Genomic DNA, 24,768 nt, shown 5'->3' with positions numbered 1-24,768 from the left:
TAAGACCCGGGCGACAGAGCGGAATTTTCTGCTAAAACGCGATTCAACCCCACCTCACTCGAAGGTCTCCATGATGCGCCGCATGTTGCGCCGGCTCCTGCCGGAAGCCACCCCCGTCAGTCCCAAGGAAAGATTGCGTGCAGCGCTTGGCGCACTCGCGGGCATTCTGGTGACCGGACTGCTGGGAAGCCTGGCTTTGAAGGCAGATGCAACGCTTCCGGCACTGGTCGCCCCTATGGGGGCTTCGGCCGTGCTGCTGTTTGCAGTGCCTTCCAGCCCGCTTGCACAGCCCTGGTCGATCATTGGCGGCAATATCGTCGCCGCCCTGGTCGGCGTGACCGCCGCTCTTTTGATAACCAATCCGTTCCTGGCCTCGGCGGTGGCGATCGCCGTTGCCATCGCGGCGATGATGACGCTTCGCTGCCTGCATCCCCCGAGCGGCGCGATCGCGCTGACCGCAGTGCTCGGCGGACCGACGATCCATGAACTCGGATACGGTTTCGTGATCTGGCCGGTCGCCGGCAATTCGCTCGTCCTGCTGCTGATCGCGCTGGCCTTCAACAATCTGACAGGACGTCGTTACCCGCACGCGGCCAAGCCGGCGGCGGCCGATCACGGCACGAGAGATCCCGCCTCGATCCAGCGCATCGGCTTTACCTCCGCCGACCTCGACGATGTCCTGAAAGAATACGACGAGTTCCTGGATATCGATCGCGACGACCTCGAAACGATCCTGCGCCGGACGGAATTGCGCTCCTATCGCCGGCGCGCCGGCCACCTCGATTGCGCCAGCATCATGTCGCGCGACGTGGTGGCGGTCGCACCCGACAATACGCTGAAGGAGGCGCACGACCTGATGCGCGCCCACCATTTCAAGGCCCTGCCGGTTACCAACGACAGGGCGGAAGTGGTGGGGATCGTCACCCAGACAGATTTTCTCGACAAGGCGAACTGGACGAGAGGTCGGCCGAAAATCGGTTTTGCCCAGCGTATGCGCCTCGTCCTGTCGGGCGCCAGCGCACCGAACGACACGGTCAAGGACATCATGACGGCGCCGGTCAGGACGGTTGGCCCGGCCACGCCGATCGCAGATGCGATCGTCATCTTTGCCGAAGAAGGGCTGCACTACCTGCCGGTCACCCGGGAGAACAACAAACTGGTGGGCATTCTATCGCAATCAGACGTCCTGGTCGCGATGCTCGCCGACAAGGCGGCCGCCTGAACAACAATTCAGGCAGCCGCCATTTCAGAGATCGATGGTAACCGACAGATCAGAACGGGATGTCGTCGTCGAGATCACGGGAGAAATTGCCGCCTGCCGGCTGACCGCCGGAGGACTGACCGCCGCGGCTCGCACCGCCCGCAGCAGGCCGGCGATCGTAATCGTCGCCGCCGCCGAAGTCGTTGCCGCCAAAATCGTTGCCGACACGATTGCCGCCAGCACCGCCACGGTCGCCGCCGCCCTCGCCGCGACCGTCCAGCATGGTCAGCGTCGAGTTGAAGCCCTGAAGCACGATTTCCGTCGAATAACGGTCGTTGCCGGTCTGGTCCTGCCACTTGCGGGTCTGCAGCGCGCCTTCGATATAGAGTTTGGCGCCCTTCTTCACATATTGCTCGACGACCTTGCAGAGGCCTTCATTGAAGACGACGACCGTATGCCATTCGGTCTTCTCGCGGCGTTCGCCATTGTTGCGGTCACGCCAGGTTTCGGACGTGGCGATGCGAAGGTTGGCGATCGGCCGGCCGTCCTGCGTCCGGCGGATTTCAGGATCAGCCCCCACATTCCCCACCAGGATTACCTTGTTCACACTACCAGCCATATTCATCACCTCATCTGCCGCCCGGTAACGGCACCAAAAATCAATCGCGACACTCTAGCCCATTGGGGCCAGCCGTTGGGCTTTTGCGATCTTTAATCCACAGGCAAATTTGTTCTTTATTTGTTCTATTTTATTCCTATAGTGCTGTCAACCGACTCGGGAACGGCGCCGCATCGCAGCAGTTTCGTCTCGACAGCCGCGGATCAATCACTACATAAGGACCTTCAATCCTCCCGAGAGCATGAAGATGAGCGAACTGAAGAGCATTTCTATACGTGGTGCGCGCGAGCACAATTTGAAGGGCATCGATCTCGATTTGCCCCGCAATTCGCTGATCGTCATGACCGGCCTTTCGGGCTCGGGCAAGTCTTCGCTCGCCTTCGACACGATTTATGCGGAAGGCCAGCGGCGTTATGTCGAAAGCCTTTCGGCCTATGCGCGCCAGTTCCTGGAAATGATGCAGAAGCCAGATGTCGACCAGATCGATGGGCTTTCCCCGGCGATCTCGATCGAGCAGAAGACGACGTCGCGCAATCCGCGCTCGACGGTCGGCACTGTCACCGAAATTTACGACTACATGCGCCTGCTTTTTGCGCGCGTCGGCGTGCCCTATTCGCCGGCGACCGGCCTGCCGATCGAAAGCCAGACGGTCAGCCAGATGGTCGACCGCATCCTCGCCTTCGAGGAAGGTACGCGTCTTTATATTCTGGCACCGATGATCCGCGGACGCAAAGGCGAGTATAAAAAGGAACTCGCCGACCTGATGAAAAAGGGGTTCCAGCGCGTCAAGGTCGACGGCCAGTTCTACGAGATCGCCGACGTTCCGGCGCTCGACAAGAAATACAAGCACGATATCGATATCGTCGTGGACCGGCTCGTGGTTCGCTCCGATATTGCCGCGCGCCTGGCCGATAGTCTCGAAACCTCGTTGAAACTTGCCGATGGGCTGGCGGTTGCCGAATTCGCCGACAAGCCGCTGCCGCCGGAAGAGACTTCGGCCGGCGGATCCGCCAACAAGTCCCTCAACGAAACGCACGAACGGGTGCTGTTTTCTGAAAAGTTCGCCTGCCCCGTCTCCGGATTCACCATTTCGGAGATCGAACCGCGGCTGTTTTCGTTCAACAATCCATTTGGCGCCTGCCCCACCTGCGACGGTCTCGGCTCGCAACAGAAGGTGGACGAGGCGCTGATCGTACCGGAGCCTGCCCGCACGTTGCGCGACGGCGCGATTGCGCCATGGGCAAAATCTACCTCGCCCTATTACAATCAGACGCTCGAAGCACTGGGCAAGGTTTTCGATTTCAAGCTGTCCAGCCGCTGGAACGAGCTTTCCTTGGACGCACAGAAGGCGATCCTCGAGGGCACCGAGGAAAAGATCGAATTCCACTATGCCGATGGCGCCCGCTCCTACAAGACGGTCAAGAATTTCGAAGGCATCGTGCCGAACCTCGAGCGCCGCTGGAAGGAAACCGACAGCGCCTGGGCGCGCGAGGAGATCGAACGGTACATGTCGGCGGCCCCCTGCCCGGCCTGCAACGGCTATCGCCTCAAGCCCGAAGCGCTGGCGGTCAAGATCAACAAGTTGCATATCGGCCAGGTTACCGAGATGTCGATCCGGATCGCGCGCGACTGGTTCGAGGTGCTGCCGGAGCAGCTGAACGCCAAGCAGAACGAGATCGCGGTCCGCATTCTGAAAGAGATCCGCGAACGCCTGCGGTTCTTGAACGATGTCGGCCTCGACTATCTCAGCCTGTCGCGCAATTCCGGCACATTGTCCGGCGGCGAAAGCCAGCGCATCCGGCTTGCCTCGCAGATCGGCTCCGGCCTGACCGGCGTGCTCTACGTTCTCGACGAGCCGTCAATCGGCCTGCACCAGCGCGACAATGCCCGCCTGCTCGACACGCTGAAACACCTGCGCGACATCGGCAATACGGTGATTGTCGTCGAGCATGACGAAGACGCGATCATGAGTGCCGACTACGTGGTCGATATCGGCCCAGCGGCCGGCATCCATGGCGGACAGGTGGTGGCCGAAGGCACGCCCAGCGAGGTGATGGCCAATCCGAAATCGCTGACCGGCAAATATCTGTCGGGCGAGCTCGGCGTGCCGGTACCGGCCGAGCGCCGCAAGCCGAAGAAGGGCAAGGAAATCAAGGTTTTTGGCGCCCGTGGCAATAACCTCAAGAATGTCACGGCTGCCATTCCGCTCGGCGTCTTCACCGCCGTCACAGGCGTGTCCGGCGGCGGCAAATCGACCTTCCTGATCGAGACGCTTTATAAATCCGCCGCGCGCCGCGTCATGGGTGCGCGCGAGATTCCGGCCGAACACGACAGGATCGACGGCTTCGAGCATATCGACAAGGTGATCGATATCGACCAGTCGCCGATCGGCCGCACGCCGCGGTCCAACCCGGCCACCTATACCGGCGCGTTTACGCCGATCCGTGACTGGTTTGCCGGTCTTCCGGAGGCAAAAGCCCGCGGCTACCAGCCGGGCCGTTTCTCGTTCAACGTCAAGGGCGGCCGCTGCGAGGCCTGCCAGGGCGACGGCGTCATCAAGATCGAGATGCACTTCCTGCCCGACGTCTACGTCACCTGCGACGTCTGCCACGGCAAGCGCTACAATCGCGAAACGCTCGACGTCACCTTCAAGGGCAAATCGATCGCCGACGTGCTCGACATGACGGTCGAGGAAGGCGTCGAGTTCTTCTCGGCGGTACCGGCGGTGCGCGACAAGCTGCAGTCGCTTTTCGAGGTCGGGCTCGGCTATATCAAGGTCGGCCAGCAGGCCAATACGCTTTCGGGTGGCGAGGCGCAGCGCGTCAAGCTAGCCAAGGAACTGTCGAAACGCTCGACGGGACGCACGCTTTATATCCTCGACGAGCCGACGACCGGGCTGCATTTCCATGATGTCGCCAAGCTTCTGGAAATGCTGCAGGAACTGGTGAACCAGGGCAATTCCGTGGTGGTTATCGAGCATAATCTCGAGGTCATCAAGACGGCCGACTGGATCATCGATATCGGCCCTGAAGGCGGCACAGGCGGCGGCGAAGTGATCGCGGCCGGCACGCCCGAGCAGATCGTCAAGGAAAAGCGGTCCTATACCGGCCAATTCCTGAAGGAACTGCTGGAGCGTCGGCCGGTCAAGAAGGTGGAAGCGGCGGAGTGAATCTCTGCATGTGGGAGGGAATTGATGACCAAAGCCGGGACAATTCGCACGGGCATCGGCGGCTGGACCTTCGAGCCGTGGGAAGGCACGTTCTATCCTGAAAAACTGGCCAAGAAAAAACAGCTCGAATATGCCGCAAGCAAGCTGAAGGTGATCGAGGTCAACGGCACCTATTACGGATCGCAGAAGCCGGAGACCTTTGCCAAATGGGCATCCGAGGTTCCAGACGGCTTCATCTTTTCGCTGAAGGCCAGCCGCTTCACTACCAACCGCAAGGTTTTGGCCGAGGCGGGGGAGTCGATCGAAAAATTCCTGACCCAGGGCCTGACCGAGCTCGGCAATCATCTCGGGCCGCTGCTCTGGCAGTTCGCGCCGACCAAGAAGTTCGAAGCGGACGATTTCGAGGCCTTCCTGAAATTGCTGCCGAACAAGCTGGACGGGCTGAAGCTGACCCATGTGGTCGAGGTCCGCAACGACACGTTCAAGGTCCCGGAATTTATCGCGCTGCTGGCGAAATATAATATCGCGCCGGTCTGTGCCGACCATTTCGACTATCCGATGATCGCGGATGTCACGGCGGATTTCGTCTACACGCGCCTGCAAAAAGGCTCGGACGAGATCAAAACCTGCTACGCCGAAGAGGATATGAAGGCCTGGGCGAAAAGGCTGGAAACCTGGGCCGAGGGCGGCGTGCCGGACGACCTGCCGCTGGTCGATAACAAACATAAGCCGAAGAAGGAGCCGCGCGACGTTTTCGCCTTCTTCATCCATGAGGGCAAGGTGAACGCGCCCTATGGCGCGATGGCGATGCGCGAACTTCTGGAAAGCCGCAGTTAGAGATCCAGCCGTACGCCGGCATGGGTGGCGAGGTCTTCGGCCGTCACGCCCCTGCCCGCCCACTTGCCGGCTTCGCCATGCAGGTAGACGCCCGCAGCGGCCGCCTCGAATGCGGTCATGCCTTGGGCGAGCAATGCGCCGATCATGCCCGCGAGCACATCTCCGGAACCGGCAGTCGCCAGCCACGGCGGTCCGTTGGTATTGATGTAGGCGCGTCCGTCGGGGCTGGCGATCACCGTGTCGGCGCCCTTGTAGACAATGGCAGCGTGAGCGCGGGCGGAAGCCGCCACCGCCTTTTCCACCTTGCTCAGGTTGTCATCCGCGGCGATGTCGGGGAAAAGCCGGGCGAATTCGCCTTCGTGCGGCGTCAGCACCAGATGGGGCTCTCCGCCGGCAAAGGCATCGAACAGGTCCGAGGGCTTTTCCTTGAAGGAGGTAATGCCGTCGGCGTCGAGCACCAGGGGGCGGTCCTTCAACGCCAGTGCAAATTGCCTCGCCTTCTTGCCGATGCCGAAACCCGGTCCGAGCACGAAAGCGGCAAGTTTTGCCGTGCGAAGCCAGTTTTCCAGGTCTTTGAGCGTGTCCACCCGGTGCAGCATGATCGCGGTCAGCGAGGCCGCGTTGACCGGCATGGCGTCCTCCGGCGAACCGACCGTCACCAGCCCTGCCCCGGCCCTCAGGCCCGCGGTTGCCGAAAGGCGGGCGGCCCCGGTTTTGCCGGCCTCGCCGGAAAACACGGCCAGATGTCCCCGTCGGTATTTATGGGTCTCACTTCCCGGCTCGATCAGGAGACCGCGCCACGATTCAGGGCAATTCTCTTTCGTCCTGCCGGCAACCTCGCGAATGATGCGGGCTGGAATGCCGATATCGAAAACTTCGACGTCACCGCAGAGAGACCTGCCCGGCAGCAGCAGGTGGCCCGGCTTGCGAGTCATGAAAGTGACCGTATGGGCGGCCTGAAAGGCGGCGCCGAGCGGCACGCCCCGCCTCCCGCAGAGACCGGACGGCAGGTCCACCGCAAGAACTGATATCCCCGCCTCGCCGACCTCGCGGATCACCTCCGCGACAATGTCCGGCACTTCGCGCGTCAGGCCGGCACCGAACAGCGCGTCGACCACCACGTCACCGGTCCGCGGCTGATAGGCTTCGAGCGGTTTCGACGGCAGGCCGCAGAGGTCGCGCGCCCGTCTTGCATCGCCTTTCAGTGTTCTGGGATCGCCGAGATGATGGACGTCAACGGCGGCGCCGGCTTCGGCAAGCGCGCGGGCCGCGACATATCCGTCCCCCCCATTGTTTCCGGGACCGCAGAGTGCGACAAAACGCAACGCGCCGGGAAAATGCCGAAGCGCGGCGGCAGAAATCGCGCGGCCTGCCCTGTCCATCAGGTCGAAGGACGGAATGCCGGATCGGGCAGAGGCGGCATCCGCCGCCGTCATCTCGTCAGGCGTCAGCAGCAGTGAAACAAGCGAAGCATCCATAGCGCTATTGAACGGAAAGATGATCAGAAAACAAGCGCCACTTCTCTAGCCAGAATGGCATAAAAATTATGCAATTGCCTAAATAAGTGACCTCGCCTTGACTATATTCGATATCACTTAAGTTCCGAAAAAACTTCAAAAAACTCCGATTCTTGTGTCGCAACGCACAAATTTCGAGAAAAACGGAAGCAGTTTTGCCACTGAACCTGCTGTTTTATGGGGAATCGGTGCAAAACCGCATTGTTTTTTTGAAAGTGCCATGTGAGTTTGGCACGATAACTGCATTGGCATGGGCGAGCGGGTAACGGCCTGCTTCAAGAGAGAAGCGGAGATATAGTTTCTCATGAAAAAGATCGAAGCGATCATCAAGCCTTTCAAGCTCGACGAAGTGAAGGAAGCCCTTCAGGAAGTCGGCTTGCAGGGGATCACAGTGACCGAAGCCAAGGGCTTTGGCCGCCAGAAGGGCCATACGGAGCTCTATCGCGGCGCTGAATACGTCGTCGACTTTCTGCCCAAGGTGAAGGTCGAGGTCGTCCTGGCGGACGAGAATGCGGATGCGGTCATCGAGGCGATCCGCAACGCTGCACAGACTGGACGGATCGGAGACGGCAAGATATTCGTCTCCAACATCGAGGAAGTCATTCGCATCCGCACCGGTGAAACGGGCGTGGACGCCATCTAAACGCCCGCAAAATACCGCCCCAAGGCCAAAGGCCGGGGTTTCATCGTCATCGTACATCGAGGAGGTCATATGACGAGCGCAAGCGAAATCATGAAACAAATCAAGGAAAACGACGTCAAGTTCGTGGACCTGCGCTTTACCGACCCGAAGGGTAAGCTGCAGCATGTGACCATGGACGTCGTCTGCGTCGATGAGGACATGTTTGCCGATGGCGTCATGTTCGACGGTTCCTCGATCGGCGGCTGGAAGGCCATCAACGAGTCGGACATGGTGCTGATGCCGGACCCGGCGACGGTCCACATGGACCCGTTCTTCGCTCAGTCGACCATGGTCATCTTCTGCGACATTCTCGATCCGATCTCGGGCGAAGCCTATAACCGCGATCCGCGCGGCACCGCCAAGAAGGCCGAAGCATACCTGAAGGCATCTGGCATCGGCGATACGGTGTTTGTCGGCCCCGAGCCGGAATTCTTCGTCTTCGACGACGTCAAATACAAGGCCGATCCTTATAATACAGGCTTCAAGCTCGACTCGTCGGAACTGCCGTCGAACGACGACACCGATTACGAAACCGGCAACCTTGGTCACCGTCCGCGCGTCAAGGGTGGCTATTTCCCGGTTCCGCCGGTCGACAGCCTCCAGGACATGCGCTCCGAAATGCTGACCGTGCTCGCCGAAATGGGCGTGGTCGTCGAAAAGCATCACCACGAAGTGGCTTCCGCCCAGCACGAGCTCGGCGTCAAGTTCGACACGCTGGTGCGCAACGCCGACAAGATCCAGATCTACAAGTATGTCGTCCACCAGGTCGCCAATGCCTATGGCAAGACCGCGACCTTCATGCCGAAACCGATCTTCGGCGACAACGGCTCGGGCATGCACGTGCACCAGTCGATCTGGAAGGACGGCAAGCCGACCTTCGCCGGCGACGAATATGCCGGCCTTTCCGAAAGCTGCCTCTTCTATATCGGCGGCATCATCAAGCATGCCAAGGCGATCAACGCCTTCACCAATCCGACGACGAACTCCTACAAACGTCTCGTTCCGGGTTATGAAGCGCCGGTTCTGCTTGCCTATTCGGCCCGCAATCGCTCGGCTTCGTGCCGCATTCCGTTCGGCACCGGGCCGAAGTCGAAGCGCGTCGAAGTCCGTTTCCCGGACCCGCTGGCAAACCCCTATCTGGCCTTCGCCGCCATGCTCATGGCCGGTCTCGACGGCATCAAGAACAAGATCCATCCCGGCAAGGCCATGGACAAGGATCTCTACGACCTGCCGCCGAAGGAGCTGAAGAAGATCCCGACGGTCTGCGGCTCTTTGCGTGAAGCGCTCGAAAACCTCGATCGCGACCGCAAGTTCCTGACTGCCGGCGGCGTCTTCGACGACGACCAGATCGATGCCTATATCGAGCTCAAGATGGTGGAAGTCATGCGCTTCGAAATGACGCCGCATCCGGTCGAATTCGACATGTATTACTCGGCCTGATCCGATCAGTGTCTCGTGAAACTGGAAACGGCGGGTCGCAAGCCCGCCGTTTGTCGTTCCATAGCAGCGATATTCCTCGGCGAGACTTTCGAAACATCTCGCGCACCCGGCATCGTTCTCGTTGCGGGCGGCGTAGTTCTGGCGACGAAACGGCCGCAGGGGGCTACTAAGCCTTAAGTCTATCCCGTGGAACGATACGGGCCGGTCTGCATTAATCTCTTGATGTCGGAGAATTTTATTCCCACATTAGGATGCGAAAGGACATCGCACCATGAAACAACGCAACGCTAAATTTACCATCGGAGAAGTGGTCCGCCACAAGGTTTTTCCGTTTCGGGGCGTCGTGTTCGATGTGGATCCGGAATTCGCCAATACGGAAGAATGGTGGAATTCCATTCCCGCAGAAATCCGGCCGAACAAGGACCAGCCCTTCTATCATCTCCTCGCGGAGAATGACGAGACGGAATATGTCGCCTATGTTTCAGAGCAAAACCTGGAGCATGACGAAAATGATGCCCCGCTGCGCAATCCGCAGGTCTACCAGATCTTCGATCGCGGACCATCGGGCCAGTTGAAGCCCAAGATCATACTGGCCCACTAAACTCCATTCCGAGAACTGGAAAGGCGTCGGCATCCCAGCCGGCGCTTTTTTGTGTCCGGAATCAGAAAGCCCGGCGCGTGGCCGGGCTTTGAAATTGTCTGGCTCCCGCTGAAAGCTTACTGGCCCTGCTTTGCAGCGTTCTGGGCGTCTTCCAGCTTCTTGCGGGTTTCTTCCGCCTTGCGCTGCATGCCTTCTTCAAGGCTGCGCTGGCTCTGGGCGATCTGTTCCTGCGGCATGGCCGGGCCATCAAAGATGCCGGTAAAGCCGGTCAGCGGAACCTTGATCGGGTTCGGCGCGCGACGGAAGTTGATCGAGGTGAAGACCACCTCGCTGCCCTTCTTGAGGCTGGCGACCATCGCGTCCGTCAGCGGCACTTCGGCAGTGCACTTGTCCGGAAGGCAGACGATATAATCGAGCTTCTGGCCCTTGCCGCCATCGATCTGCATGACGATGCCGGGCGGCACGAGGCGCGCGGTCGGTACAGAGACCTGCATGATCTTGCGGTTGACCTTGCCTTCGACCGTGATCAGGCCGACGGCGGTGATGAGCTGACCGTTCTGGGCAGCAATGATGTTCTGCACGACGCAGAGGTCGCTGTCGTCCTGCTTTGTGCAGGTCTTGAACCAGCCGAGCGGCGGTGCGCCAGGAGCCCCCGCGGCCGGAGCATCCTGTGCAAGAGCTGCAACCGGCAGCGCGATTGCGCCGGCCGAAAGAGCGAGAGCAGACATTGCCGTCCGCAGAACTTGGGTTGCCTTAAGCATCATAACGAGATCCGTCTCCTGAAATCAGCTGGGTACGGCAGACGCCGTCAACTCCCTCGGGGTGTCCTACTGCCTGTGACCTGTCGGTCAAATGAGGCAATTGAATGACCCGCCCGTCTGGCCAACCTGTTACATCGGGCAGGCATCGATATCCAGTCCCTCTTTCGTATTTTTTGACAAGGAGTTAATGCCGACGATCACTCTTTTGCACATGGCGGTGGTTGGTGGGCCTGATGGCATGCGCTATTTTGCAGGCGAATCAGCGAGGATTTCACCGCCATGGGTGCCATGCGACGCTTCCTTCCCCTCATCGCCGCATTTCTGATCGGCGCTCCGGCATTTGCCGAACCGGTCCATGGGATAGCCATGCACGGCAGCCCGGCGCTCGGCCCCGATTACAAGCATTTCCCCTATGTAAACCCGGCCGTGAAGAAGGGCGGCAAGATTTCCTATGGCGTCGTCGGCACGTTCGACAACCTCAATCCGTTCATCCTCAAAAGCATGCGCACGACGGCGCGTGGCCTCTGGGATACGATCCTTGGGCACCTGATCTACGAACCGCTGATGACCCGCTCCAGCGACGAAGCCTTCACGCTTTACGGACTGCTGGCGGAAAGCGTGGAATGGGACGACAACCGCAGCTTCATCCAGTTCAATCTCAATCCGAAAGCCAAATGGTCCGACGGACAGCCGGTGACGCCTGACGACGTGATTTTCACCTTTGAGCTGCTTCGCGACAAGGGGCGCATCCCGTTTTCGAGCCGGCTCTCACCGGTCGACAAGGTTGAAAAGGTCGGCGAGCATGGGGTCCGCTTCACCTTCAATGCCAAGGCTGACCGGGAATTTCCGCTGATTCTCGCGACCTCGACGCCGATCCTGCCGAAACACGTGATCGATCCGGCTACGTTCGACCAGTCGACGCTGAAGCCGCCGGTCGGCTCCGGCCCATACCGGGTCAAATCCGTTTCTCCCGGAGAGCGTATCGTCTATGAGCGAAATCCGGATTACTGGGGCAAGGATGTTCCCGCCAAGGTGGGTTTCGACAATTACGATCAGATCAGCGTCGAATATTTCCTGCAGGACAACACGTTGTTCGAAGCCTTCAAGAAAGGCGCGATCGACATCTATCTCGATGGCAGCCCGACACATTGGGCGCGGGCCTATGATTTCCCGGCGGTCCAGAACGGCGATGTGATCAAGGATGCGTTCAAGCCGCAGCTGCCGACCGGCATGCTCGGTTTCGTGTTCAATACGAGAAGAGCGATCTTTGCCGATGTGAACGTACGCGCCGGCCTGTCGCTCGCCTTCGATTTCGAATGGGCCAACAAGAACCTCTTCGAAGGCGCCTATACCCGCACCGAAAGTTTCTGGCAGAACTCGCCCCTCTCCTCGCTCGGCAAGCCGGCCGACGAGCGGGAGCTCCAGATCCTGGGGGCCATCAAGAACAGGATCGAGCCGGCTGTCCTCACTGGCACCTACCACCTCCCGAAAACCGATGCCTCCGGTGCTGATCGCAAGGTGCTGCGCAATGCGGTCGATCTTCTCAAGAAGGGCGGTTACGCGATCAAGAACGGCAGGATGTCGGACGCTTCCGGCAGACCACTTGCCTTCGAGGTGATGACACAGAGCCAGGACCAGGAAAAGCTGGCGATCGCCTATCAGCGGACGCTGAAGATGATCGGCGTCGAGATGTCGATCCGCACCGTCGATGATGCCCAATACCAGGCCCGCTCCGGCAATTTCGACTATGACATGATCGTCAAATCCTATCCCTCGTCGCTGTCGCCCGGCATCGAACAGGCCGGGCGCTGGGGATCGGATTCCCGCAATCGCGACGGCAGTTTCAATTTTGCCGGCACTGCGGATGCCGATCTCGACAAGCTGATCGAGACCATGCTGACGGTGCGCAGCAAGGAGGATTTCGAGGCGACCGTGCGTGCCTATGACCGAATGCTGATTTCAGGTCACTATCTCGTTCCGCTCTATCATATCCCCGATCAATGGGTGGCGCGTCGCAAGTATATCGGTTATCCGGAGAAACTGCCGCTCTATGGCTACCAGCTCAACACCTGGTGGGATAAGCGGGCGCAATAATCCAGTCTCTAACGGTTACCGAAGAAAGGACGCCGCCATGGAGCGCGTAACCATCGACATCGTTTCGGACATCGTCTGCCCCTGGTGTTACCTCGGCAAGGCAAGGATGGAACTGGCGGTCGCCGAAGTTCAGGACGAGATCGGGGTCGACATCAACTGGCGCCCTTATCGGCTCAACCCGGACCATCCGCCCGAAGGCGTCGACCATCAGGCGGATCTTGCCGCCAAGCTTGGCGGCAGGGATGCCGTCGAACGCGCCCATAGCATGCTGAAGAAGCTCGGCGAAGAGGTCGGGATCAAGTATGACTTCGAGGCGATCAAGATCGGCCCCAATACGCTCGATGCGCATCGCCTGCTGCATTGGGCGATCGTCGAAGACCGCCAAATTCAGGACAAGGTCGCGACGGCCCTGTTCAAGGCGAATTTCGAGGAGGGCCGCAATGTCGGCGACCACGCCGTGCTCGCCGACATCGCCGAAAAATCGGGCCTCGACCGGAAGGTCATCGAAAACCTGCTGGCAAGCGACGCCGACAAGGACACCGTCCTTGGGGAGATCGAGGCGGCCCAGAAGATGGGCGTGACCGGCGTGCCGTTCTTCATCATCGACGGGCAGTATGCCGTGAGCGGCGCCCAGACGCCGGACGTATTTGCCAACGCGCTGCGCGAAATCGCCAAGCTGAAGGCGGAAGCCCGCAAGGGCATGATCTGAGAACGGCGAAACGCGTGCGTACCGACCAGACCCTGAAAGGCGTTCTTCTCGCCTTCGCCTCGTTTGCCGCCTATTCGTGGAGCGATGCCAGCGTCAAGATGATCGAGGGCGCCCTGACGCCCTATGAAATGGGCTTTTTCGGCGCCGTCTTCATGCTGGCCGGTTTTCCCTATCTCATGAAACCAGGCGACAGCTGGCTCGACGTGGTAAGAAGTACCAACCGGCCGCTATGGATCCTGCGCTTCTTCTCAGCCGCGATGGGGACGATCGGCAGCGTCGCAGCCTTCACCTATCTATCGATGGCGGAAGCCTTCGCGCTGATTTTCCTGCTGCCGTCCTTCGTGACGATCATGTCTGTGCTGTTCCTCAAGGAGACAGTCGGTATCCGGCGCTGGAGCGCCGTGATCATCGGCTTCATCGGCGTTCTTGTCATCCTGCGCCCCGGTTTCCGCGAGCTTTCGATCGGGCATGTCGGCGCGGTGTTTGCAGGGTTTTCCGGGGCGATCTCGATCATCGTCTATCGCGCCGTCGGGCCATCGGAGAAGCACATCTCGCTTTACGGCGCCGGCGTCCTTGGCGTTCTCGTCATCCTCGGCATCCTGATGATCCCGGACTTCCACTGGCCGACACTACCGCAATGGGCGATGCTGGCGGGTTACGGCCTGCTGGCGGCGCTCGCCACCGTCTGGCTGATGTATGCCGCCAATCACGCGCCCGCCGCCGTGATCGCGCCGACCCAATACAGCCAGATGCTCTGGGCCATCCTGTTCGGCTATCTGATCTTCGGCGACAAGGTCGACCTGCCGATGCTGGTCGGCATCGTGCTGATCATCGGCTCTGGCCTTCTGACGCTCGCCCGTGAGCGGGCACGCGATGTGCGTCTGCCCGCGTCCGTCGCGACCGATCAGCAAGCCGCCGTCGTCACCGTCCCCGACAATAATTCCGACACATAGTCACGATTTTGCCAGTTCGGCGAACTGGGTCATCACCTGGGCTGCGGCCGTCAATCGCTTTTCGGGGGACGGCAGGTCGCGGGTGAGGAAGACGCTGTGGTCCGGCCGGATCTTTGCGAGCGTCCCCTGCTTGGCGATATAACCGACCAGATTGGCGGGGTTCGGGAACTGCTTGTCGCGGAAGGTGACGACAATGCCCTTCGGGCCGGCGTCGAGCTTCTCGACATTTGCCTTGCGGCAGAGCGACTTGATGTAGACGACCTTCAACAGGTTCTGCACCTCGACCGGCATCGGGCCGAAGCGGTCGACCATTTCCGCGCCAAAACCATCGATCTCCGACAGGTCCGTGACTTCGCCGAGACGGCGGTAGAGGCCCATGCGCAAATGCAGGTCGGGAACGTAGGTTTCGGGGATCATCACGGTGATGCCGACGGAAATCTGCGGCGACCAGCCGGCATCGGTGATCTCGTCATCGCCCTTCACTTCTGCGACCGCTTCCTCCAGCATCTGCTGGTAGAGCTCGAAACCGACCTCCTTGATATGGCCTGATTGCTCTTCGCCGAGCAGATTGCCGGCGCCGCGGATGTCGAGGTCGTGGCTGGCGAGCTGGAAGCCTGCGCCGAGCGTGTCGAGCGACTGCAGCACCTTGAGGCGGCGCTCGGCCATCTGCGTCAGCGTCTTGTTGACCGGCAGGGTGAACAGCGCGAAGGCGCGCACCTTGGAACGGCCGACACGGCCGCGCAGCTGATAGAGCTGCGCAAGGCCGAACATGTCGGCGCGATGGACGATCAGTGTATTGGCGGTCGGCACGTCGAGGCCGGATTCGACGATCGTGGTCGAGAGCAGCACGTCGTATTTGCCGTCGTAGAAGGCATTCATGATGTCTTCGAGTTCGCCCGCCGCCATCTGGCCATGCGCAACCGCGACCTTCAATTCCGGCACGTCGGACTGGAGGAAAGCCTGGATTTCCGGCAGGTCCGCGAGCCGCGGGCAGACGTAGAAACTCTGGCCGCCGCGATAATGCTCGCGCATCAGCGTTTCGCGGATGACCAGCGGATCGAAGGGCGAGATGAAGGTGCGGACCGCCATGCGGTCGACCGGCGGCGTGGTGATCAGCGACAATTCGCGTACGCCGGTCATGGCAAGTTGAAGCGTGCGCGGGATCGGCGTTGCCGAGAGCGTCAGGACATGCACGTCGCTCTTCAGTTCCTTCAGCCGTTCCTTGTGCTTGACGCCGAAATGCTGCTCCTCGTCGATGATCAGCAGCCCCAGATTGGCAAACTGGATGCCAGCGCCAAGCAGCGCATGGGTGCCGACAACGATATCGACCTTGCCATCGGCAATGTCCTTCTTGGTCTGGGCCAGTTCCTTGGCAGGCACCAGCCGCGAGGCCTGCTCGACCTTGATCGGCAGACCGCGGAAACGCTCGCGAAACGTCTTGAAATGCTGGCGGGAGAGAAGCGTGGTCGGCACGACGACCGCGACCTGCGCGCCGTTCATCGCCGCGAAGAAAGCGGCACGCAGCGCCACTTCCGTCTTGCCGAAACCGACGTCGCCGCAGACGAGGCGGTCCATCGGCCGGCCGGCGCCGAGATCGTCACGCACGGAATCGATGGCATTCGCCTGGTCTTCGGTCTCGTCATAAGGGAAACGGGCGGCGAATTCGTCGTAGAGCCCTTCCGGCGTGGTCAGAACCGGTGCGCGGCGGGTGATGCGGGTGGCGGCGATGCGGATCAGCGCGTCCGCCATATCGAGCAGGCGTTTCTTGAGCTTGGCCTTGCGAGCCTGCCAGGCGCCGCCGCCGAGCCTGTCGAGCTGGGCTTCGGCGGCGTCCGAACCGTAGCGCGACAGGAGATCGATATTTTCGACCGGCAGGAAGAGCTTTGCCTGGTCGGCATAGTGGAGTTCGAGGCAGGCGCGCGGGGCGCCGGCGGCCTCGATCGTCACCAGGCCGACGAATTTGCCGATGCCATGCTCGGCATGGACGACCAGAGAACCTTCGTCGAGGCCGGCGACTTCGGTCAGGAAATTGGCGCCGCGCTTGCGGCGCTTGCCGCGGCGGACCATGCGGTCGCCGAGAATGTCCTGCTCGCCGATGACGACGATATTGCCTGTCTCGAAACCGGCTTCGAGGCTGAGGACCGCAGAAGCCGCCTCGCCTTTCTCGAGTTTGTCGAGATCGGCGAGCTTATCGATCTGGTTGATGCGCTTCAGCCCGCGCTCGTCGAGCACCTGCAGCAGCCGGTCGAGCGAGCCTGCGGACCAGCCGGTGACAAGAACCTTGGCGCCCTCGGCACGCTTGTCGGCGATATGTTTGACCACGAGGTCGAAGACGTTGACGCGTTCGTCGCGATCTTTCTCTTCCGTCTGGTTTTTCGCCCAGCGCGGACCGGCATGTGCGCCCAAAGTCACCACCCGGCGACCTTCCGCATCCATCTCGTTGAACGGCGTCAGCCGCACCGAGTTGACCGCATCGAGCGCTGCGGCAAAAGCCTTACTTTCGAGGTAGAGCTGCCCCGGTGAAACCGGCTTGTAGGGCGCCGCTTGAGCGGCCGCACCCTTGCCCTGGGTGCCGCTGTCGCGCCGTGCCTCGTAATAGTCGAGCACCAGTTTCGAACGCTCGGCGGCCGCTTCGCGGGCCGTGTGGTCGGTGACGATCCGGAAGCCCTTGAGGTAATCGAAGGCGGTTTCGAGCCCGTCGTAGAACAGCGGCAGCCAGTGTTCCATGCCGGGGTAACGCCGGCCTTCCGAAACTGCCTGATAGAGCGAATCGTCGCGGGTCGCGGCGCCGAAGAGAGAGAGGTAGTTCTTCCGGAAGCGGCTGATGGTGTCCGGCGTCAGCGTCACCTCGCTCATCGGGTTCAGGTCGAGGGCGCGCGCCTGGCCGGTCGTACGCTGGCTGGCGGGATCGAACGAGCGGATCGATTCCAGGGTATCCCCGAAGAAATCGAGACGTACCGGTTCCTCGGTGCCCGGCACGAAGACATCGAGAATGCCGCCGCGCACCGCAAATTCACCGACTTCGCGGACCGTCGCGACGCGCTCGAAACCGTTGCGTTCCAGCCGTGCGGCGATGTCGTCCATGCGGATCTGATTGCCCGGCTTGGCTGAGAACGCGAGACTTTCGATGATCTCGGCGGGAGCGATTTTCTGCAGCATTGCATTGACGGTGACGAGCACAATCGCTGCATGCGGCTTCCTGGCATGAGAGATCAGGCCGGACAGGGCCGCCAGCCGGCGAGCCGAAACGTCGGCGCTCGGCGAGACGCGGTCATAGGGAAGGCAGTCCCAGGCGGGCAGCGTCAGGACCGGGATTTCCGGAGCCACGAAGGACAACATCTGCTCCAGATCAAGCATGCGCTGGCCGTCCGACATGACATAGGCGACCGCCTGGCCGGCACGAGCGAGTTCGGCAAGGATCAGTGGCTCCATGCCCGGTGGCACGTTGCCTATGGTCAGCGGGGTCTGCGCCGCGGCGATCTTCTTCGCGTCGAATCCAGGAATCATCGGGCCAGAATTCATATCTTGTTTCCGAGCCTTGCTTCCAGGGAGGCTTTGGTGACGGGATCGAAATCGGGGTTATAGGCAGCGACGCGCGCAAAAAGCGGTGTCTTCCTGCGCTCGGGCAGGACTTGAGCCCCGGTGATCCAGGCATGCAGGTCGTGGTCGTCCTCGCCCATGATCGCCTCGAACTCGTCGAGTTCCGCATCCCCAAGATTGGCGATCTCGGCTTCCGCGAAGCTACCCAGAACCAAGTCCATCTCGCGGATGCCGCGATGCCAACAGCGATAGAGGATGCGCCGGCGGCGCGGGTCGAGATCCGCGCTGGTGCGGGATAGTCCTGTCATGGCCGTGTCCTTGTTTTGCCGTTCATATAGGACGCTTTTCCGCCCTCGTCACCTTGCCAAATGGGCAAAATCCATCGCATTTTGCGCGCCATGCGTCCCGCCATACTCGATCCGCTGTTCTCGCCCGTCGCCTCGCTTGCCGGTGTCGGGCCGAAGCTTGCCGAACTGATCGCCCGCGTCACCGGCCGTGAGGACCCTGACGATTGTCGTGTCGTGGACCTGCTCTTCCATGCCCCCTCCTCGCTGATCGACCGGCGCAACCGGCCGGGCATCGCGCTTTCGCCGCAAGGAGCGATCGTCACGATCGAGGGCCGGGTCGACCGGCATCAGCCGCCACCGCCCGGCAAATCCAACATGCCCTACCGCGTATTCCTGCATGACGATACCGGGGAGCTGGCGCTGACCTTCTTCCGTGCCAAAGGCAACTGGCTGGAAAAGTCGCTGCCGATCGACGAGATGGTGATGGTCAGTGGCAAGGTCGACTGGTTCAACGGCCGCCCCTCGATGGTGCATCCGGATTTCATCGTCAAATCCTCCGAGGCTGAAAACCTGGCGCTGGTCGAACCGGTCTATCCGATGACGGCCGGCCTAACGCCCAAGGTTCTGCGCAAGGCCGTGGACGGTGCCGTAGCTCGGCTGCCGGACCTGCCGGAATGGGCCGATGCCGAACTGGCCTTGCGCCAGGGCTTTCCCTCGGTCGCGGAAGCCTTTCGCGGGCTGCACGATCCGCGCGACGCAGCGGATATCGATCCGCAGGCCCCTGCCCGCCGGCGGCTTGCCTATGACGAGTTCCTCGCCGGACAGGTGTCGCTGTCGCTGGTGCGCCAGCGAGTACGTAAGGTCCCGGGCCAGCCAATCCGGGTAAAAGGCGATCTTGCCGCAAAGATCATCGCAAACCTGCCGTTCTCGCTGACGCCCAGCCAGAAGGCGGCTGTCGCGGATGTCATCCAGGACATGGCCGGCGAAGACCGCATGCTTCGGCTGTTACAGGGCGATGTCGGCGCCGGCAAGACGCTGGTGGCGCTGCTCGCCATGTCGGCGGCCGTCGAGGCTGGTGGCCAGGCGGTGCTGATGGCGCCGACCGAAATTCTCGCCCGCCAGCATTTTGCGACGATCTCCAAGCTCGCAGGTGCTGCAGGCGTCGCGGTCGAGGTGCTGACCGGCCGCACCAAGGGACGCGAGCGCGACCAGATCATCGAGCGGATTGCGTCAGGCGAAGCGCAGATCATCGTCGGCACCCACGCGCTCTTCCAGGATGCGATCAACTATCACAATTTGATGCTCGCCGTAGTGGACGAACAGCACCGGTTCGGCGTGCATCAGCGCCTTCGGCTGACGGCCAAGGGAATTTCACCGCATATGCTGGTAATGACCGCGACACCCATTCCGCGCACGCTGGTGCTCGCCGCGTTCGGGGATATGGACGTCTCGAAGCTCACCGAAAAACCGGCCGGCCGCAAGCCGATCCAGACCGTCACCATCCCAACCGAACGAATCGGCGACATCATCGCCCGGCTCAGGAGCGCGATCGGCGAAGGAAAAAAAGCCTATTGGATCTGCCCGCTCGTCGAAGAATCGGATGCCTCCGACCTGATGTCGGCGGAGGAGCGTTATGCTGTTCTCGCCAGGGAACTCGGTCGTGATGTCGGGTTGATCCATGGCCGGATGAGCGGGCCTGAGAAGGACGCGGTGATGAACGCCTTCAAGACCGGCGAAATCCGGCTGCTGGTCGCGACCACCGTCGTCGAAGTCGGCGTTGACGTGCCGGATGCGACGATCATGGTCATCGAACATGCAGAGCGGTTCGGCCTTGCCCAGTTGCACCAGCTGCGCGGCCGTGTCGGGCGCGGCGACGAGGCTTCGACCTGCATTCTGCTCTACAAAGGGCCGCTCAGCGAAACTGGCCGGGCGCGGCTTTCGATCCTGCGCGACAGCGAGGACGGTTTTCTGATCGCGGAGGAGGATCTGAAGCTGCGCGGCGAAGGAGAACTGCTCGGCACCCGGCAGTCAGGCACGCCCGGTTTTCGGATTGCCAGCCTGGAGGCGCATGCGGACCTGCTCGAAATCGCCCGCAAGGACGCGGCCTATCTGCTGGAGCGGGATCCCGAACTCACCAGCGAGCGCGGCCAGAACATGCGCGTGCTGCTTTATCTGCACCGCCGCGACGAGGCGATCCGGTTCCTGAGAGCCGGGTGATGCGGCCGTCGGCAGGGGGGTACGATGGTCAAGATCATCTGACGTTGATCTTCGACCTTCCCCCTTCCCCCCGACCGTCGGGGAGAAGGCTTGCGTTAGGGACTTATTTCTTGGCAACGCCCGGAAGCGTGACGCGGAAAACCTGGAACATGGTGTCGACATCTGCGCCGCCGGCCGCCTTATAGGCATTGCCGACCTGGAAACCGTCCTGGGTCAGGAAATCGTTGTCGTTGGCGACGAACAGGAAGAAGTCATCCGGAGCCGAGGCATCGAGCGCGCTTGCGATCGACATGGCTTCCCATTTTTCCGAAAGATTGTTCCTGTCGTTCGGCGCGCCGTTATGAAGGCCGAAGCGAGCGAGTTCCTGGGCGTCGTTTATGTCGATGAACGACGTCAGGACCGCAGGTTTCACGGTCTCGTCGACCTTGCCCTTCGAAGCGACCGGCTTGAGACCGTCGAAATCGGTGCCGGCAATATCGGTGGCACTGGTGAGATCGACCAGGCTGATCTTGCGGTAGACCGACGTGTCGCCCTTCACGCCCTGGCCGCTATTGCTGTCGCGCGCCAGAACCAGGAAGGCCTTGTCGGACAGCGCCAGGATTTCGCTCTCGGCCGCAACGGCAACCTTGCCCTTGTTGTCGAAGGTCGGCAGCGGGACGACATATTCATGCGCGAGCTTGAGGTTGTCGATGTCGGAAGCGTCATAGACCAAGGCGCGGGTATTCATGCGCGTCGAGCTGGAGTCGCCGCCATCCTGAATGGGCGCGGACTGCAGCAGAGCGATCACGAACTTGCCATCCGGGGTCATCGCCATGCCTTCGAGGCCCTGGTTGTTCTGGCGACCACTTTCCGGATCCTTCGGATCCGGTACCTTGCCGCCAGGGCCGGGATTGTTGGAAGAGAAGTCCAACCGGCCCTTGCGCATCGGCAGCAGGGCCTTCGGCGGCTGAGTGGCGGAGATCAGCTTACCATCAATGGAAAAGTGATAGATATAGGGGCCGTATTCGTCGCTGATCAAAAGCGAACCGTCCGCCAGGCGGATGACGGCCTCGGGATCGAGGGAGACCTTGCCGGTCGAGGCCTGCGGCATGGCCGGCATTTTGGCAGCAGCGGCGCGAACGCCCGATTCCGGATCGAGACCGGTCATATTTTTGCCGGCGTCGTCGGTCAGCAGCATGGTCTCCGCGAGCTTTGCCTGAACGCCAGCCTGCTGCTTGTCGGAGGACAGGGCCTGGCCGGCGGCAGCCGGCGCCAGCCGGATCTCGATCTTGTTGATACGCGAATTGTAATCGGTCGTGCCGTCGACATTGTAGCCGCGATCGGGCAGCAACCAGAGGGAACCGGCATAACCATCGGCATCCTTCTTCCAGTCGGTCGGGTCGATCGCCATGCCGGAACCGGACCCGAAAGTCTCGCCGAACTTGTCGCGCTGGCCGGCCGGAATGCGGCCGACGGCAACGAGGCCCTTGTTGACGACGGTGATGCCGGCGCCCGTTGCACTTGTCTCGGCCAGCAGGACCGAGTTCGAAATCAAAGACGAAGCAATCATTGTGGCCGCAAGCAGTGCGGCCTTATGCGCATAACCCATGGAATAGTTCCTTGTTGAGCCTCGGAGGGCCAGCGGCTTTCCGCCGTTACGCGTCGAATGAATGTTGCGACGCGCGCTCCCTGCTTCCTCTTAGGCGGCTGCGGTGACACTGACGTGACGCCCGCACGGGCGCTTATGGTGCCGGCAGGACGGCGGTCGGCAGGCCGGGGATGGGCTTGTAGTCCGGCGCGATGAGGCCACCCGATATCAGCAGCTTGGCACCCTCTTCCGGCGTCATGTCGAGCATGATGATCTTGCTTTTCGGCACGAACATCAGGAAGCCGGCGGTCGGAACCGGGGTCGGCGGCAGGAAGACACCGACCATTTCCTCTCCGTCCGCATTGAGCTTTGCCGCGATCTCTCCCTGCGCGTCGCCGGAGATGAAGACCAGCGCCCACATGCCGGGGCTCGGAAACTCGATCAGCCCGCATTTCTTGAAGGAGGTCGACTGTTCCTTCAGCACCGTCTCAAAGATCTGTTTGATGCTCTTATAAATGCTGCGGATCAGCGGCATCCGGTGCAGGATCGATTCGCCGAACTTGACGATCGAGCGGCCGATCAGGTTCTTGCCGAGAAAGCCGATAATGGCGATGAGCACCACGGCGATCAGCAGACCGGTGCCAGGAATGGTGATGTTGAAATAATATTGCGGATCGTAGCGCCGCGGAATGTAGGGCGTAACCCAGCTATCGGCCCAGTCGATAAAGGTGAAGGTGAGCCAGATGGTGATGGCAAGCGGCGCGCAGATGATCAGGCCGGTTAGGAAGTTGTTCCTGAGACGGCCGGCCAGCGATATTCGCTCTGGACTGTCGCTCATCCGATTTTCCTGCATACCCTGAGCATCGCCGCAATCATCTGTTGCGACAATGCCGGATGCGATGTTGCGATGCAAGGAAAAGCCGGTGGATATCACTCCACCGTGACGGATTTTGCCAGGTTGCGCGGCTGATCGACGTCGGTGCCCATGAAGACAGCCGTATGATAGGCAAGCAGCTGGATCGGCAGCGAAAAAATCATCGGAGCGATGATCTCGTCGACATTCGGCAATGCTATCGTCGCCATGGTCGGCAGCTTGGAAGCCGCCGCACCCTTTTCGTCGGTAATGAAGATAATCTTGCCGCCGCGCGCGGCCACTTCCTGCATGTTGGAAACGGTCTTTTCGAAGAAACGGTCATGCGGCGCGATGACGATTACCGGCATATGTTCGTCGATCAGCGCGATCGGCCCATGTTTCAGCTCGCCGGCGGCATAACCTTCGGCGTGGATATAGGAGATTTCCTTGAGCTTCAGCGCGCCTTCCATGGCGAGCGGAAAACTGGTTCCGCGGCCGAGGTAAAGGACATCCTTGAACCGCGACAGCTCGCGCGACAGCGCCTCGATCTGCGGCTGGATGTCGTTCAGTACCCGGCTCATGATCCGCGGCATTTCGGCGAGGTGTTTCACCATCGCTTTCTCATCGCCCGCCGTCACCGTGCCGCGGGCGCGGCCGGCACCGATCGCGAGTGCAGCAAGAACCGCAAGCTGGCAGGTAAAGGCCTTGGTGGAGGCGACGCCGATCTCCGGGCCGGCGAGGATCGGGAAGATCGCATCCGATTCGCGGGCGATGGTCGATTCCCTGACGTTGACGACCGCGCCGATCTTGAGGCCGTTGTCCTTGCAGTAACGCAGCGAGGCCAGAGTATCGGCTGTTTCGCCCGATTGGGAAATGAACAGTGCCGCCTGGGAGGGGGACAACGGCAGTTCGCGGTAGCGGAATTCGGAGGCGACGTCGATTTCGACCGGCAGACGCGCATAACGCTCGAACCAGTATTTGCCGATCAGGCCGGACAGATAGGCGGTGCCGCAGGCGGCGATCGCCAGGCCGGAAACCTTGCCGAAATCGATCGCCGTATCGTTCGCCTTCACCGTATGGGTCGCGAAATCGATATAATGGCTGAGCGCATGGGAGATGATCTCCGGCTGTTCGTAGATCTCCTTCTCCATGAAATGGCGGTGATTGCCCTTGTCGACCATGAAGGCCGACGCCTGGGAAATCTGGCTCTGCCGCGTCACCGGCTTGCCGTCGTAATCGATGATCTCGGCGCCCTTATGGGTCATGACGGCGCAGTCGCCGTCGACTAGATAGGTGATCTCGTTGGTAAACGGAGACAGCGCGATGGCATCGGAGCCCAAGAACATCTCGCCGCGGCCGTGGCCGATCGCGAGCGGCGGTCCGAAACGGGCGGCCATGATCGTGCCCGGGTCGTCCTCGAACATCACCACCAGCGCATAGGCGCCGGAGACCCGGTTCAGCGTCGCCAGCATCGCGGCGCGGTGGTCGAGGCCTTCGCGGGTGTATTTTGCGAGCAGATGTGCGACGACTTCCGTGTCGGTTTGGCTTTCGAAGACGGCGCCTTCGGCCAGCAGTTCATCCTTCAGCTCGGAAAAGTTCTCGATGATGCCGTTATGGACGACGGCGACGCCATCAACGAAATGCGGATGGGCGTTGGTCTCATTCGGGACACCGTGGGTCGCCCAGCGGGTATGGGCGATGCCGATCGTCCCGGGCAGCGG

General features: G+C 61.2%; 18 protein-coding genes and 1 pseudogene. 11 read left to right on the top strand and 8 right to left on the bottom strand.

Annotated features, from left to right (window positions below; genetic code table 11):
* Positions 1 to 73 precede the first annotated feature (73 nt).
* Positions 74 to 1,222: an HPP family protein gene (locus AC1D3C_RS15590; protein ID WP_477483702.1), complete on the top strand. Its 1,149-nt coding sequence runs from the start codon at positions 74 to 76 to the stop codon at positions 1,220 to 1,222.
* A gap of 49 nt (positions 1,223 to 1,271) precedes the next feature.
* On the opposite strand, the gene AC1D3C_RS15585 is transcribed toward AC1D3C_RS15590, so the two are convergent.
* The gene (locus AC1D3C_RS15585; protein WP_247136297.1) at positions 1,272 to 1,820 is read right to left on the bottom strand and encodes a single-stranded DNA-binding protein; all 549 of its coding nucleotides are present in this window, start codon (positions 1,818 to 1,820) and stop codon (positions 1,272 to 1,274) included.
* A 247-nt stretch (positions 1,821 to 2,067) separates the two neighbouring features.
* Between AC1D3C_RS15585 and uvrA the strand changes: the two genes are divergently transcribed.
* On the top strand, positions 2,068 to 4,989 hold the full coding sequence (gene uvrA, locus AC1D3C_RS15580) for an excinuclease ABC subunit UvrA (RefSeq protein ID WP_477483522.1): 2,922 nt from the start codon (positions 2,068 to 2,070) through the stop codon (positions 4,987 to 4,989).
* A gap of 24 nt (positions 4,990 to 5,013) precedes the next feature.
* A complete protein-coding gene (locus AC1D3C_RS15575) occupies positions 5,014 to 5,826 on the top strand; it encodes a DUF72 domain-containing protein (protein ID WP_477483521.1) in 813 nt (270 codons plus the stop codon).
* On the opposite strand, the gene AC1D3C_RS15570 is transcribed toward AC1D3C_RS15575, so the two are convergent.
* Positions 5,823 to 7,304 (bottom strand): NAD(P)H-hydrate dehydratase, encoded by a 1,482-nt coding sequence (locus AC1D3C_RS15570; RefSeq protein WP_477483520.1) that lies wholly within the window; start codon positions 7,302 to 7,304, stop codon positions 5,823 to 5,825. The genes AC1D3C_RS15575 and AC1D3C_RS15570 overlap by 4 nt on opposite strands.
* A gap of 343 nt (positions 7,305 to 7,647) precedes the next feature.
* On the opposite strand from AC1D3C_RS15570, the gene AC1D3C_RS15565 reads away from it, so the two are divergent.
* The 4 genes and pseudogenes from AC1D3C_RS15565 to hspQ all read left to right on the top strand — a co-directional run bounded on the left by AC1D3C_RS15565 (position 7,648) and on the right by hspQ (position 10,066).
* Positions 7,648 to 7,986 carry a P-II family nitrogen regulator gene (locus AC1D3C_RS15565; RefSeq protein ID WP_038542987.1) on the top strand — a complete coding sequence of 113 codons (339 nt, stop codon included), beginning with the start codon at positions 7,648 to 7,650 and terminating at the stop codon, positions 7,984 to 7,986.
* 69 nt (positions 7,987 to 8,055) lie between these two features.
* Positions 8,056 to 9,465, top strand: a complete 1,410-nt coding sequence (glnA, locus tag AC1D3C_RS15560; protein WP_037087011.1) for a type I glutamate--ammonia ligase — start codon at positions 8,056 to 8,058, stop codon at positions 9,463 to 9,465.
* A gap of 63 nt (positions 9,466 to 9,528) precedes the next feature.
* Positions 9,529 to 9,642, top strand: a pseudogene (locus AC1D3C_RS15555) (DMT family transporter); the annotation flags it as partial.
* A 94-nt stretch (positions 9,643 to 9,736) separates the two neighbouring features.
* Positions 9,737 to 10,066 (top strand): heat shock protein HspQ, encoded by a 330-nt coding sequence (hspQ, locus tag AC1D3C_RS15550; protein ID WP_007753924.1) that lies wholly within the window; start codon positions 9,737 to 9,739, stop codon positions 10,064 to 10,066.
* A 116-nt stretch (positions 10,067 to 10,182) separates the two neighbouring features.
* Here hspQ and AC1D3C_RS15545 read toward each other — a convergent pair whose 3' ends face one another.
* Complete coding sequence (locus tag AC1D3C_RS15545) at positions 10,183 to 10,830, bottom strand: invasion associated locus B family protein (protein ID WP_477483519.1); 648 nt, start codon at positions 10,828 to 10,830, stop codon at positions 10,183 to 10,185.
* 285 nt (positions 10,831 to 11,115) lie between these two features.
* Between AC1D3C_RS15545 and AC1D3C_RS15540 the strand changes: the two genes are divergently transcribed.
* The 3 genes from AC1D3C_RS15540 to AC1D3C_RS15530 are packed head-to-tail and all read left to right on the top strand — an operon-like array spanning position 11,116 to position 14,583.
* Positions 11,116 to 12,921, top strand: coding sequence for an extracellular solute-binding protein (locus tag AC1D3C_RS15540; protein WP_477483701.1), 1,806 nt, complete (start codon positions 11,116 to 11,118; stop codon positions 12,919 to 12,921).
* Between the two features lie 37 nt (positions 12,922 to 12,958).
* Positions 12,959 to 13,630 (top strand): DsbA family oxidoreductase, encoded by a 672-nt coding sequence (locus AC1D3C_RS15535; RefSeq protein ID WP_477483518.1) that lies wholly within the window; start codon positions 12,959 to 12,961, stop codon positions 13,628 to 13,630.
* 14 nt (positions 13,631 to 13,644) lie between these two features.
* On the top strand, positions 13,645 to 14,583 hold the full coding sequence (locus tag AC1D3C_RS15530; RefSeq protein WP_477483517.1) for a DMT family transporter: 939 nt from the start codon (positions 13,645 to 13,647) through the stop codon (positions 14,581 to 14,583).
* Here the strand turns inward: AC1D3C_RS15530 and mfd are convergent, their stop codons facing one another.
* Together mfd and AC1D3C_RS15520 are read right to left on the bottom strand one after the other, a co-directional pair.
* A complete protein-coding gene (gene mfd / locus AC1D3C_RS15525) occupies positions 14,584 to 18,090 on the bottom strand; it encodes a transcription-repair coupling factor (protein WP_477483516.1) in 3,507 nt (1,168 codons plus the stop codon). It abuts the gene before it with no gap.
* Positions 18,091 to 18,101: 11 nt separating this feature from the next.
* On the bottom strand, positions 18,102 to 18,431 hold the full coding sequence (locus AC1D3C_RS15520; protein ID WP_477483515.1) for an FAD assembly factor SdhE: 330 nt from the start codon (positions 18,429 to 18,431) through the stop codon (positions 18,102 to 18,104).
* Between the two features lie 90 nt (positions 18,432 to 18,521).
* On the opposite strand from AC1D3C_RS15520, the gene recG reads away from it, so the two are divergent.
* Positions 18,522 to 20,627, top strand: coding sequence for an ATP-dependent DNA helicase RecG (gene recG / locus AC1D3C_RS15515; RefSeq protein ID WP_477483514.1), 2,106 nt, complete (start codon positions 18,522 to 18,524; stop codon positions 20,625 to 20,627).
* Positions 20,628 to 20,730: 103 nt separating this feature from the next.
* On the opposite strand, the gene AC1D3C_RS15510 is transcribed toward recG, so the two are convergent.
* From AC1D3C_RS15510 to glmS, 3 genes are all read right to left on the bottom strand, one after another.
* Positions 20,731 to 22,215, bottom strand: a complete 1,485-nt coding sequence (locus AC1D3C_RS15510) for an esterase-like activity of phytase family protein (RefSeq protein ID WP_477483513.1) — start codon at positions 22,213 to 22,215, stop codon at positions 20,731 to 20,733.
* Positions 22,216 to 22,348: 133 nt separating this feature from the next.
* Positions 22,349 to 23,032 carry a DUF502 domain-containing protein gene (locus tag AC1D3C_RS15505; RefSeq protein ID WP_477483512.1) on the bottom strand — a complete coding sequence of 228 codons (684 nt, stop codon included), beginning with the start codon at positions 23,030 to 23,032 and terminating at the stop codon, positions 22,349 to 22,351.
* Between the two features lie 92 nt (positions 23,033 to 23,124).
* A partial coding sequence (gene glmS, locus AC1D3C_RS15500) for a glutamine--fructose-6-phosphate transaminase (isomerizing) (RefSeq protein WP_477483511.1) occupies positions 23,125 to 24,768 on the bottom strand: 1,644 nt, incomplete at its 5' end.

The organism is Neorhizobium sp. P1_A6, assembly GCF_056406795.1.
Note: the sequence above shows the minus strand (reverse complement) of the source record. Positions and strands in the feature narration are given on the sequence as shown.

Excerpts from the sequence above, each read along its gene's own strand:
- AC1D3C_RS15575 (WP_477483521.1), top strand. The coding sequence starts at position 5,014 with ATGACCAAAGCCGGGACAATTCGCACGGGCATCGGCGGCTGGACCTTC.
- AC1D3C_RS15570 (WP_477483520.1), bottom strand. The coding sequence starts at position 7,304 with ATGGATGCTTCGCTTGTTTCACTGCTGCTGACGCCTGACGAGATGACG.
- AC1D3C_RS15585 (WP_247136297.1), bottom strand. The coding sequence starts at position 1,820 with ATGGCTGGTAGTGTGAACAAGGTAATCCTGGTGGGGAATGTGGGGGCT.
- uvrA (WP_477483522.1), top strand. The coding sequence starts at position 2,068 with ATGAGCGAACTGAAGAGCATTTCTATACGTGGTGCGCGCGAGCACAAT.
- AC1D3C_RS15535 (WP_477483518.1), top strand. The coding sequence starts at position 12,959 with ATGGAGCGCGTAACCATCGACATCGTTTCGGACATCGTCTGCCCCTGG.
- AC1D3C_RS15590 (WP_477483702.1), top strand. The coding sequence starts at position 74 with ATGCGCCGCATGTTGCGCCGGCTCCTGCCGGAAGCCACCCCCGTCAGT.
- AC1D3C_RS15505 (WP_477483512.1), bottom strand. The coding sequence starts at position 23,032 with ATGAGCGACAGTCCAGAGCGAATATCGCTGGCCGGCCGTCTCAGGAAC.
- hspQ (WP_007753924.1), top strand. The coding sequence starts at position 9,737 with ATGAAACAACGCAACGCTAAATTTACCATCGGAGAAGTGGTCCGCCAC.
- AC1D3C_RS15510 (WP_477483513.1), bottom strand. The coding sequence starts at position 22,215 with ATGGGTTATGCGCATAAGGCCGCACTGCTTGCGGCCACAATGATTGCT.
- glnA (WP_037087011.1), top strand. The coding sequence starts at position 8,056 with ATGACGAGCGCAAGCGAAATCATGAAACAAATCAAGGAAAACGACGTC.
- recG (WP_477483514.1), top strand. The coding sequence starts at position 18,522 with ATGCGTCCCGCCATACTCGATCCGCTGTTCTCGCCCGTCGCCTCGCTT.
- AC1D3C_RS15520 (WP_477483515.1), bottom strand. The coding sequence starts at position 18,431 with ATGACAGGACTATCCCGCACCAGCGCGGATCTCGACCCGCGCCGCCGG.
- AC1D3C_RS15540 (WP_477483701.1), top strand. The coding sequence starts at position 11,116 with ATGCGACGCTTCCTTCCCCTCATCGCCGCATTTCTGATCGGCGCTCCG.
- AC1D3C_RS15565 (WP_038542987.1), top strand. The coding sequence starts at position 7,648 with ATGAAAAAGATCGAAGCGATCATCAAGCCTTTCAAGCTCGACGAAGTG.
- AC1D3C_RS15545 (WP_477483519.1), bottom strand. The coding sequence starts at position 10,830 with ATGATGCTTAAGGCAACCCAAGTTCTGCGGACGGCAATGTCTGCTCTC.
- mfd (WP_477483516.1), bottom strand. The coding sequence starts at position 18,090 with ATGATTCCTGGATTCGACGCGAAGAAGATCGCCGCGGCGCAGACCCCG.